General features: G+C 74.0%; 9 protein-coding genes. 2 read left to right on the top strand and 7 right to left on the bottom strand.

Annotation, left to right across the window (positions count from 1 at the left end; genetic code table 11):
- Nucleotides 1-944: FHA domain-containing protein (locus ACSNOG_RS29955; RefSeq protein ID WP_436755841.1), on the top strand; the 944-nt coding region annotated here is incomplete at its 5' end.
- A gap of 44 nt (nt 945-988) precedes the next feature.
- Here ACSNOG_RS29955 and ACSNOG_RS29950 read toward each other — a convergent pair.
- The gene (locus tag ACSNOG_RS29950; RefSeq protein ID WP_436755840.1) at nt 989-1972 is read right to left on the bottom strand and encodes a methyltransferase domain-containing protein; all 984 of its coding nucleotides are present in this window, start codon (nt 1970-1972) and stop codon (nt 989-991) included.
- Nucleotides 1973-2056: 84 nt separating this feature from the next.
- Here ACSNOG_RS29950 and ACSNOG_RS29945 point away from each other — a divergent pair, with 84 nt between their 5' ends.
- On the top strand, nt 2057-2461 hold the full coding sequence (locus ACSNOG_RS29945) for a globin (protein WP_436755839.1): 405 nt from the start codon (nt 2057-2059) through the stop codon (nt 2459-2461).
- A 41-nt stretch (nt 2462-2502) separates the two neighbouring features.
- Here ACSNOG_RS29945 and ACSNOG_RS29940 read toward each other — a convergent pair whose 3' ends face one another.
- The 6 genes from ACSNOG_RS29940 to ACSNOG_RS29915 form a co-directional block, all read right to left on the bottom strand.
- Entirely contained in the window at nt 2503-3270 is a 768-nt protein-coding gene (locus ACSNOG_RS29940; RefSeq protein WP_436755838.1) for a hypothetical protein, read from the bottom strand.
- Nucleotides 3267-3728: an acyl-CoA thioesterase gene (locus ACSNOG_RS29935; protein ID WP_436755837.1), complete on the bottom strand. Its 462-nt coding sequence runs from the start codon at nt 3726-3728 to the stop codon at nt 3267-3269. The genes ACSNOG_RS29940 and ACSNOG_RS29935 overlap by 4 nt, the downstream gene beginning before the upstream one ends.
- A 2-nt stretch (nt 3729-3730) precedes the next feature.
- Entirely contained in the window at nt 3731-5395 is a 1665-nt protein-coding gene (ettA, locus tag ACSNOG_RS29930) for an energy-dependent translational throttle protein EttA (protein WP_436755836.1), read from the bottom strand.
- 170 nt (nt 5396-5565) lie between these two features.
- Nucleotides 5566-7086, bottom strand: coding sequence for a Cys-Gln thioester bond-forming surface protein (locus tag ACSNOG_RS29925; protein WP_436755835.1), 1521 nt, complete (start codon nt 7084-7086; stop codon nt 5566-5568).
- A gap of 269 nt (nt 7087-7355) precedes the next feature.
- Entirely contained in the window at nt 7356-7898 is a 543-nt protein-coding gene (locus tag ACSNOG_RS29920) for a single-stranded DNA-binding protein (RefSeq protein ID WP_436755834.1), read from the bottom strand.
- A 225-nt stretch (nt 7899-8123) separates the two neighbouring features.
- The coding region (locus ACSNOG_RS29915) for a GTPase (RefSeq protein WP_436755833.1) at nt 8124-10112 on the bottom strand (1989 nt) is incomplete at its 5' end.

Below are 10112 nucleotides of genomic sequence, written 5' to 3'. Positions count from 1 at the left end.
GCAGGGGCGCGCCGCCCGCACCGCCCACCGGCGCGCCCCTGCCGCCCCCGAGCGGCCCGCAGGGCGCCCCCGGCTACGGCTACGGCGGGCCCACCGGGGACACGACCGTCCAGGCGGAGCTGTGCCCTCACTGCCGTACGCCCCGCGAGGCGCAGGCACCTTTCTGCGAGGAGTGCCGGTACAACTTCCTGACCCGTACCGGGGCTTCGTTCGGGCCGCCGCCCCCGCCGGTCCCCCAGGGGCTGCAGTCGGCGCCGCCGCCTGCTCCGCAGCACACCCAGCCGCCGCAGTCGTACGAGTACTACGGCTCGCGCCCGTCGCGGATCAACCGCCCGGCCGAGCCGCTCACTCCGGAGACGCACACGACCTCGCCGTACGCTGAGCCGGTCTACGCGGACGAGGCCGGCGGCGACTGGATGCTGCCCCCGCCGAGCACGGCCACGGCGCCGCCCGCCCCGCCCGTCTCGCCCTACGCGTACGACCACGCGGCGACCGGCGGCGTGCCGGGGCAGCAGGGGACGCCCCAGCAGCACGCGCCGGCCGGGTGGACGGCCGTCGTGGCGCCCGACCGCGAGTACTTCATGGCGATGATGAACCGCAGCGGCCCCGAAGCAGCCGGGCTCAACCTCCCGGCGTACTCCCCCGAGCTGCAGCTGCCGCTGAACGGCCCCCAGGTCACGGTCGGCCGGCGGCGCCACAGCACCGGCGAGTCTCCGGACATCGACCTGTCCCGCCCGCCGGAGGACCCCGGCGTCTCGCACCAGCACGCCATGTTCGTGCAGCAGCCCGACGGCGGCTGGGCCGTGGTCGACCAGGACTCCACCAACGGCACCACGATCAACGGCTCGGAGACGCCGATCCAGCCCTACGTTCCCGTGCCGCTGCAGGACGGCGACCGGGTGCACGTGGGGGCGTGGACGACGATCACGCTGCACCGGGGCTGACGGCCGGTCCGGACCGCGGGCGGCGGCCCGGACCGCGCGTGCCCTCAGGGTCGGCGCGTACCGCCCAGCGGCCATCTGCACGGGCCGTCGGGGTGGTCCAGCCACGCCCACTGCGCGTCGCCGGCGACCGAGAGGCCGAAGCGCTCGCGCCCCGGGCGGCCCTCGGCGCGCCAGAGGGCGTGGGCGTCCGCCGGGTCCAGCGCCCCGGCGGTCAGCGTCAGCAGGAAGCGGAAGCGTTCGCTCTGCAGCAGCCGGCAGGGCAGGCCCCGGATCCGGGGCACCGGCGCGGCCGCACCGCCGCGCAGCGGGACGAAGTAGGCGGGGGTGCGCAGGAAGCGGCCCTCGGCGTGCGTGGCGTCCTTGACCCGCAGCGCGATCAGGCCGGTGGCGAGCGGGGCGAGGATCAGGCCGTCCGGCCGCGTCTGCGCGAGCCAGGCGGGCGGCACCCGGGAGACGGCGCAGGTGGCCAGGACGCGGTCGAAGGGGGCGCGCCACGGGCAGCCGAGCGCGCCGTCGCCCGTGACGACCTCCGGGTGGAAGCCGGCCGCGGCGAGGTGGTCGCGGGCGGGGTCGGTGATCTCCGGGTCGAGGTCGACGGTGGTGACCTTGCCGTCCCCGAGCCGGTGGGCGAGCAGGGCCGCGTTGTAGCCGGTGCCCGTGCCGACCTCCAGCACGGTGTGGCCGTCCTGGACGTTCAGGGCGGAGAGCATCATGGCCATCAGGGACGGCTGGCTGCTGGAGGTGATCAGCTCGCCGTCGCGGACGCGGGTGGCGAGCGGCTCGTCCGCGTAGGCGCCGACCAGCCAGCTCTCGTGTCCCAGGGGATCGGGATCGGCCGCGGAGAGCCGGTGCCGGCCGCCGGGCACTCCGGCGTAGTAGGACGGGACGAACAGCTCCCGGGGCACCTCGGCGAAGGCGCGCCGCCACCGGGGGTCGGTCAGCTCGCCGGCTGCCCGCAGCCGCTCGACCAGCTCCTCCCGTAGCGCCGAGGACAGCTCCGGGTCCCGCCTCAGGTCAGTAGCGCCCATGCGTCCACTGTGCCCCGCGGCCGTGGTTCGTGCGATGGTCCTACATCGCCGGTCCTCGGCCGCTCCGTCTGAGACCATGGAGGGGTGATTGAGATTCCGCGCGGCACGCTTCAGGAGCAGACCTTCTACGAGCAGGTCGGCGGCGAGGAGACCTTCCGGCGTCTGGTCCGCCGCTTCTACGAGGGCGTGGCGGGCGACCCCCTGCTGCGGCCGATGTACCCCGAGGAGGACCTCGGCCCGGCCGAGGAGCGCCTGGTGCTCTTCCTCATGCAGTACTGGGGCGGGCCGCGGACGTACAGCGAGAACCGGGGCCACCCGCGGCTGCGGATGCGCCACGCGCCCTTCACCGTGGACCGCGCCGCGCACGACGCCTGGCTGCGGCACATGCGGGACGCGGTGGACGAGCTGGAGCTCGCCCCGGAGCTGGAAACGCAGCTGTGGAACTACCTGACGTACGCCGCGGCGTCGATGGTGAACAGCGAGGGCTGAGCGCCCGGGCTTCCCCTCGGCCGGGCCCCGGGCCCCGGGGCTCAGGCAGGCGTGACCGTCAGCCCGGAGACCCCGCCCGTGCGCACCGCGATGGAGCCGTACGGCGTGGTCAGCCGCAGCCAGCCCGCCGCCGCGAAGAGCATCACCGGTGCTTCGGTCGCCAGGGCCGTGCCCGTGCGGCCGACGCCCGGCGCCGTGGAGCCGCTCACCGAGCCGGCACCGGCGCGCACCGGCCGCAGGAAGCCCAGTGACTGCGCGGCATGCACCGCGCGCAGCGGCAGCTCGGTGTCGCCCAGCGTGCGGGACCAGATCTCGCGGCCGATGCGGTCGCGCTCGACCCGCGTGCGGCGCTGCTCGGGCAGCGCCTCGTCACGGGTGCGGAACTCCGAGACCGCGGCGCCGACCGCGCTCCTCAGGGCCTCCTGGCCGGGGAGGCCCTCCACGCGCTGCCAGCCGCCGCGGGGCGGCAGCACCCCGGCCCAGGGCGGGCCGGTGACGGCACCGGGAACGGTGATCTCCAGCTCGCCCGAGGGCGCGGCGGGTGCCGCGTCCAGGGCGTCGGCGAGCTGCCCGGCCGAGACGGTGACGTCGAGCGCCCCGCCGTGGGCCAGCCGGGCCGTGCGGACGGCCAGCACCTCGAAGGAGGGCGGGCGGCCGAAGACGCCGAGCACCCCGCCCGCGGCCTGCAGCCGGACCACGGCGGCCCGGTCGTAGTGGATCAGCCGGGCCAGGAAGGCGACCAGGTCGGCCGCCTCCCCGGCATCGGCGAACCGCAACCGCTGCCCGGCCGGAGGCTGGAGCCCCGTCATACGGCGACGGCCTCCTTGGGGGAACCGTCACCGCGCCGGCCGACGGCCTCCTCGCCGTCCCGGAACTCCTCCAGGAACATCCGCTCCTCGGCGGTGATCCGCCGGGGGCGGCCCGCCTCGAAGTCGAAGGGGACGACGACGGTGCTGGCGCGGACGTAGACGTGCTCCTCGTCCTTGACCTCGTAGGCGACGGTCAGGGACGCGGCGCCGAGCCGCGTCACCCACGTCTCCACGGTCACCGGAGCGTGCCGGTGCACCAGGGGGCGCAGATAGTCGATCTCGTGCCGGGCCACGACGGACCCGCCCTGGAACGACGTGCTCCCCTCCCCCGGCGCCAGCCGGAACATGAAGTCGATCCGCGCCTCTTCGAGGTAGCGGATGAAGACCGCGTTGTTCACGTGGCCGAACGCGTCCATGTCCGACCAGCGCAGGGGGCAGGAGTAGAGGTGGCGCGCCACGGTCAGCCCCGGGTGAGCTTCTTGTAGGTGGCGCGGTGCGGACGGGCCGCGTCCGGGCCGAGGCGCTCGATCTTGTTCTTCTCGTAGGACTCGAAGTTGCCCTCGAACCAGAACCACTTCGAGTTGCCCTCGTAGGCCAGGATGTGGGTGGCCACTCGGTCCAGGAACCAGCGGTCGTGGGAGACGACCACCGCGGCGCCCGGGAAGTCGAGCAGGGCGTTCTCCAGCGAGGAGAGGGTCTCGACGTCGAGGTCGTTGGTCGGCTCGTCGAGGAGGAGCAGGTTGCCGCCCTGCTTGAGGGTCAGCGCCAGGTTGAGGCGGTTGCGCTCACCACCGGAGAGCACGCCGGCCGGCTTCTGCTGGTCCGGGCCCTTGAAGCCGAACGCGGAGACGTAGGCGCGGGAGGGCATCTCGACGTGGCCGACGTTGATGTAGTCCAGCTCGTCGGAGACGACGGCCCACAGCGTCTTCTTGGGGTCGATGTTGGCGCGGCTCTGGTCGACGTAGGAGATCTTGACGGTCTCGCCGACCTTGATCTCGCCGGAGTCCGGGGTCTCCAGGCCCTGGATCATCTTGAACAGCGTGGTCTTGCCGGCGCCGTTCGGGCCGATGACGCCCACGATGCCGTTGCGCGGCAGGGTGAAGGACAGGTCGTCGATGAGGACCTTCTCGCCGAAGGCCTTGGAGAGGTTGTTGACCTCGACGACGATGTTGCCCAGGCGCGGGCCCGGCGGGATCTGGATCTCCTCGAAGTCCAGCTTCCGCATCTTGTCCGCCTCGGCGGCCATCTCCTCGTAACGGGCGAGGCGCGCCTTGGACTTGGCCTGGCGGCCCTTGGCGTTGGAGCGGACCCACTCCAGCTCTTCCTTGAGGCGCTTCTGGCGCTTGGCGTCCTTCTGGCCCTCGACCTTCAGACGGGCGGCCTTGTTCTCCAGGTAGGTGGAGTAGTTGCCCTCGTAGGGGATGGCGCGGCCGCGGTCGAGCTCGAGGATCCACTCGGCGACGTTGTCGAGGAAGTACCGGTCGTGGGTGATCGCCACGACGGTGCCCGCGTACTTGGCCAGGTGCTGCTCCAGCCAGTTCACCGACTCGGCGTCGAGGTGGTTGGTGGGCTCGTCGAGGAGCAGCAGGTCGGGGGCCTCGAGCAGCAGCTTGCAGAGCGCGACGCGGCGCTTCTCGCCACCGGAGAGGTTGACGACCGGCCAGTCGCCGGGCGGGCAGCCCAGGGCGTCCATGGCCTGCTCGAGCTGGGCGTCGAGGTCCCAGGCGTTGGCGTGGTCGAGCTCCTCCTGGAGCTTGCCCATCTCGTCGAGCAGGGCGTCCGAGTAGTCGGTCGCCATGAGCTCGGCGATCTCGTTGAAGCGGTTGAGCTTGCCCTTGATCTCCGCGACGCCGTCCTCGACGTTCTCCAGGACCGTCTTGGACTCGTCCAGCTTCGGCTCCTGCATCAGGATGCCGACGCTGTAGCCGGGCGAGAGGAACGCGTCGCCGTTGGACGGCTGCTCCAGGCCCGCCATGATCTTGAGGACGGTGGACTTACCGGCACCGTTGGGGCCGACCACACCGATCTTCGCACCGGGCAGGAAGCTCAGCGTCACGTCATCGAGGATGACCTTGTCGCCGTGCGCCTTGCGCGTCTTGCGCATGGTGTAGATGTACTCAGCCAAGAGAAACCGTCCGGCAATCGAGAAGGGCCAATGTGCGGCTCCGCCGCGTGAGGGCAGATACACCCATCTTGCCGCACCGGACGCCCGGGGCGGAAACCCGATACGGACGCGGCCCGCTCCGGGGCGGACACCACAGGGCCCGCAGGCCCCGCGGCGCCCCTCCCGCGCCCTCAGCCCCCGGAGGCCGCGCGCTCGCGGCGCAGCAGGTAGACCGCGCCGCTGCCGGCGACGATCAGGGCGATCGCTATGCCCGCGATCGTGGGCGTCGTGTGACTGCCGCCGGTCGCGGCCAGGTCCCCGTCGGCCCGGACGGCGGACGCCTTGCCGGAGCCCCCGCCCGTCGACGCCGGGCTCATGCGGGAGGCCAGGGTGGCCTTGGTGCCGCCGTCCCCGCCGTCCCCGCTGCTCACGCCGTCCTCGCCGCCCGCGGCGCCGCTCCCCGGACCGGCCCCCTGGGCCGTCCCTCCGGCGCCGTCCGCCGGGGCCGCGGCCGCGGTGGCGGCGGAGGTCGCGCAATCCAGGATCCCGGAGAAGGTCCTGGACAGGCCGCCCGGGCCCGTGATCGTGAACCGGTACGCGCGGTCCTCGCCGACCTTCACCAGGGTCGTCTCCGACTTGCCGGGCGCGACGGTGTGCTTCTTGCCGGCCAGCTCGTAGGTGAAGGGGGCGTCGCCCTGGTTGTCGGCGGTGACGTCGACGCCGCCCTTGGCGCAGTTCTTCCGCGCCGACAGGGCGGGGGCGGCGCCCTTGCCCGTCCAGTGCGCAGTGGCGCCCGCGGAGACGGCGCTCTCGCTGGAGCCGGCCAGGATCTGCGCCTGGGTCGTGGTGTGGTCGCCGATGAGGACCCGGCCGACCGGGACCTTCGCGGCGCCCGTGGCCTTCAGTGACATGGAGCCGTCGGGGGCGCCCGCGGGGACGTCCACGTAGAACTCGCCGCCGTTGCCGGTGGAGGCCACGGGCTTGCCGTCCTTGTCGACGATCTTCACGCCCCGGGCGACGGCATCACCTGAAGGAGTGATGGTCACGCTGCTCGCGGTGGTCCGCACGGCGACCGGGCCGAGCTTCCGGCCGGGCTTCCCGGAGAGCGCCGGCGGCGTCAGGGTCAGGGACGCCTCGGGCTCCTCGACGTCCTTGGCGCTCTTGTAGAGGTAGTCGGCCAGCTTCTCGGCCGCGGGGTCCTTCGCGTCGACCTGGGCGCCGTCCGAGTACCGCCAGATGGCCACCTGGGTGCCCGCGGCGGCGGTGTTCGCGTCGAGAGGGCCCGTGTCCGCGTCCTTGGCGAGCGCGGCGAGGTCGTTCACCTGGGGGTAGGAGTGCTGGAGGATCCAGCGGATCTTCCCCGCGTTCTTGTTGGCGTGCAGGGACGACTCGTCCCAGCCGGCCTCGCGGTAGCGCGCGCCGTCCACCCGGTTGGTGAGGATGTCGATGCAGTACGTCTGCAGCGAGCCGCCCCCGTCGACCTTCATCTCGAACAGGCCCGCGGGGACCTCGCCCGTCTTGCGCCGGTCGTGCACCACCGCGCCGGAGCCGGCGGTGATGCTGCCGAGCGTGGCCGTGACGCCCCCCGGGTTCTGCGGCGCGTCGTCCGCGGCGGCGGGGCCCGCCGCGGCTATCGTGCCCACCGCGGCCAGTCCCGTCGCCAGGGCGGCTGCGGCAAGGCGGGCGGCTCCCCGCCTCCTGACAGAAATCATCGACTTCCTTCCGGGCGAACGCAGAACAAGTCGGCGCGCCTCGCCACCGAACTCACGACTCAGAAGCCCCCGTTGCACGCTGTCGCGCGCGGCCGTAGACACGCCGCCGCGGCCCCCCGTGGCACGTTGCTGTGAACGTGATCTTAAAGAGCGAGCGCGACACCATCCCCACGCGAGGGGCCGCTCAATCGATCCGAATCGGAATCGTTACCAGGGAAACGCGGCCTGACCTGGCAATATCGATAAATCACCGAGACAAACCACCCATTTCAGAAGGGCGGCGACTCCGCGCCCGCGGGGACGACCGCGCGGTCCGGACCGGCTGGAACGGACGCCGAACCGGTTGCCGGACCGGTTTCCGAACCGGTTGCCGGACCGGTTACGGGACCGGTTACGGGACCGGTCTCTGTGCCGGCCGGTGGGACGGATGACTCCGCCGGCAGCGGCCTGGCCGACGGCGCCCTGCGGAACACCGACGTCCCACGGCTGAGGTCGTGACCGACCGACACGGCGTCAATCTCGGCCGAGACCCACCGCTTCCCCTCCCGCTCCTCCTCGCGGATGCGCAACTTGCCCTGCACCACGACCGGTTCCCCCACGCCGAGCGACGCCACCACGTTGCCCGCGAGCGCGCGCCACGCCCACACGGTGTAGAAGCTCGTGTGCGCGTCCGACCACTCCTCCTTGGAGCGGTCCCAGCGGCGCACCGTCGCCGCCAGCCGGAACCGCGAGGACGGCGAGCCGTTCGCCGCCTCCCGGTAGTCCGGCTCGGTCGCGACGTTTCCCACGACCGTCACCAGCGTCTCGTTCATACAGATCGCCCTCCCCCGTGCGACACCTGCTGCCTGTCTCGTGTCTCGTGCTTCGTGCTTCGTGTCTCGTGCTTCGTGCTTCCTGTTTCGTGCTTCGTGAGGCCATGCTGCCGTCACGGGGAAGATCCCGCCGGGGGCTGTGGACGGGATGCCGATTGTGGAGAACGGCGTCCCCCTCAGGGCATTCAGAGGGTCACGCAGGAAGCTCCGCGCCCCTCACGCCCCTCACGCCTCGCCCGCCGCGATCACGTACTGGGCGCGCACTTCCTGATACCGCAACAGCTCCGCCGCCACGGGTTCCAGCACCCGCTCCCGCCCGCAGCCCGCGGCCGCGTTGCGCAGCCGCCGCTCCGTCTCCAGCCCGTACCGCCGCGCCGGCCCGCGCGCCATCGCGCGGCAGCACCAGGCCAGGGCCGGGCCGCCCGCGGCGCCGGCCGCGAGCAGCAGCCCCGGCACCCACCACTCGCCGCCCCAGCCGCCGATCAGCGCCGCCAGCAGCCAGGCCGCGGCGGCTGCCTGCAGCACCGACAGCACCCACTGCATCGCGCCGGCCGCCGCCCACCACCCGGGCCGTACCGGCCGGGCCGCACCGCTTCCGCGCGCCCGTCGCCCGCCGAGGACCCACCCGCCGGTGCGCCGGCCGGTCCGCTCGGGGGCGTCCTCGCCGTCCGCCGGTGGCGTGGCCGGGCGGTCCGCGCCCGTGCACCACGCGCTCGCCCGGCGGGCGCCCGTGCGCCACATTCCCGGCCGCCCCGGCGCCCCTGCGCCGGCCATCGCGGCGGCAGCGGCGGCGGACGCCGCGTCCAGGGCCTCCGCCAGCCCCTCGGCCCCGCGCCGGGCCGCCTCGCGCACGGCCAGCGCCCAGGGGTCGGGCAGCCCTGCGGACGCCTCGTAGGCCAGGGCGCGTACGGCCTGCTCCACGAGCGGACGGGACACCGCGCGGCAGGGGGGTGCGGCGAGGGCGGCGTCGAGGGCGGGCGTCCCGGCGGGAGCGGGTTCGGACGCGGGAGCAGGGTCGGGCGCGGGCGCAGGGACCGCCGCACCGGCAGTCGCCTCCGCACCTGAAAGCGCACTGGTAAGCGTCCCCGAACCCGTACGTGTAAGCGTCCCCGAACCCGTACGCGTACGTGCTCCTGCGCCGCCCTCCGCAGCCGCCCCCGCGGCCTTCCTCGCCGCGCGGCCCCGTACGTACCACTGCCGGGACCGTGCCCATGGCGTACCGCAGGCGCGGCCGGCGTCGCGCAGCCAGGCGCGTTCGGCGGCGAGCCCGGTCGCCTGGGCGCCGGCCGCCTCCGCCAGGCGGTCCTCGAACTCGTGACGGGCCGACTCCGTCAGCCCGGGCCGCCCCTCCGCCACGTACGCGCCGCGTAGGCGTGCCGAGACCCCGTCGACGTCGGCGGTCAGGCGCCGCAGCGGCGCGACGCGCGAGGCCGTGAACTTGCCGAGGCTCTCGCGCAGTTCCCCCACGCCGTCGCCCGTGAGGGCCGACAGGGCGAGGACCTCGGCCCCGGGCTCGCCGTGCTCGCCGAGGGCGATGCCGTCGTCGTCCAGGAGGCGGCGCAGGTCGTCGAGGACCTGGTCGGCGGCGTCCGTGCCCAGCCGGTCGATCTGGTTGAGGACGATGAACGACACCTCGGCGTAGCCCGCGAGGGGCCGCAGGTAGCGCTCGTGGAGGACGGCGTCCGCGTACTTCTCCGGATCGACGACCCAGATCACCGCGTCGACGAGGCCGAGGAGGCGGTCGACCTGCTCGCGGTGGCCGGGGGAGGCCGAGTCGTGGTCGGGCAGGTCGAGCAGGACGAGGCCGTTGAGGGCCGGGTCGTAGGGGCGGACGGGCTGCCTGCGGGAGCGGGCGGGGATGCCGAGCCGGTCGAGGACGCCGTCCGCGCGCTCGGGCTCCTCCGTCCACACGCAGGCCACGGCCGCGGCGGTGGTGGGACGGCGCACTCCGGCCTCCGACAGCTGGGCCCGGGCGAGCGCGTTGAAGAGGGTGGACTTGCCGCTTCCGGAGGCTCCGGCGAGGGCCACGACGGTGAGGTCGAGCGGGTGGCGCTGCCGGGCGGCGGCCTCGTCCAGGACCCGCCCGGCCTCGGCGAGGGTGCGCCGGTCCAGCCGGGCCCGGGAGAGGCCGACGAGCTCGCGGAGGGCGTCGAGGCGGGGGCGGAGGACGGCCGCGCCGGGGTGCGGCGCGGGCACGGCGGGAGGGCGCGGGAG

Source organism: Streptomyces sp. URMC 124, from assembly GCF_051386455.1.
GTDB lineage: Bacteria > Actinomycetota > Actinomycetes > Streptomycetales > Streptomycetaceae > Streptomyces.
This window is presented reverse-complemented; position numbering and strand designations above follow the sequence as displayed.

Coding starts and splice junctions, on each gene's coding strand:
- ACSNOG_RS29950 (WP_436755840.1), bottom strand. CDS start 1,972: ATGGGCGCTACTGACCTGAGGCGGGACCCGGAGCTGTCCTCGGCGCTA.
- ACSNOG_RS29940 (WP_436755838.1), bottom strand. CDS start 3,270: ATGACGGGGCTCCAGCCTCCGGCCGGGCAGCGGTTGCGGTTCGCCGAT.
- ACSNOG_RS29925 (WP_436755835.1), bottom strand. CDS start 7,086: ATGATTTCTGTCAGGAGGCGGGGAGCCGCCCGCCTTGCCGCAGCCGCC.
- ACSNOG_RS29920 (WP_436755834.1), bottom strand. CDS start 7,898: ATGAACGAGACGCTGGTGACGGTCGTGGGAAACGTCGCGACCGAGCCG.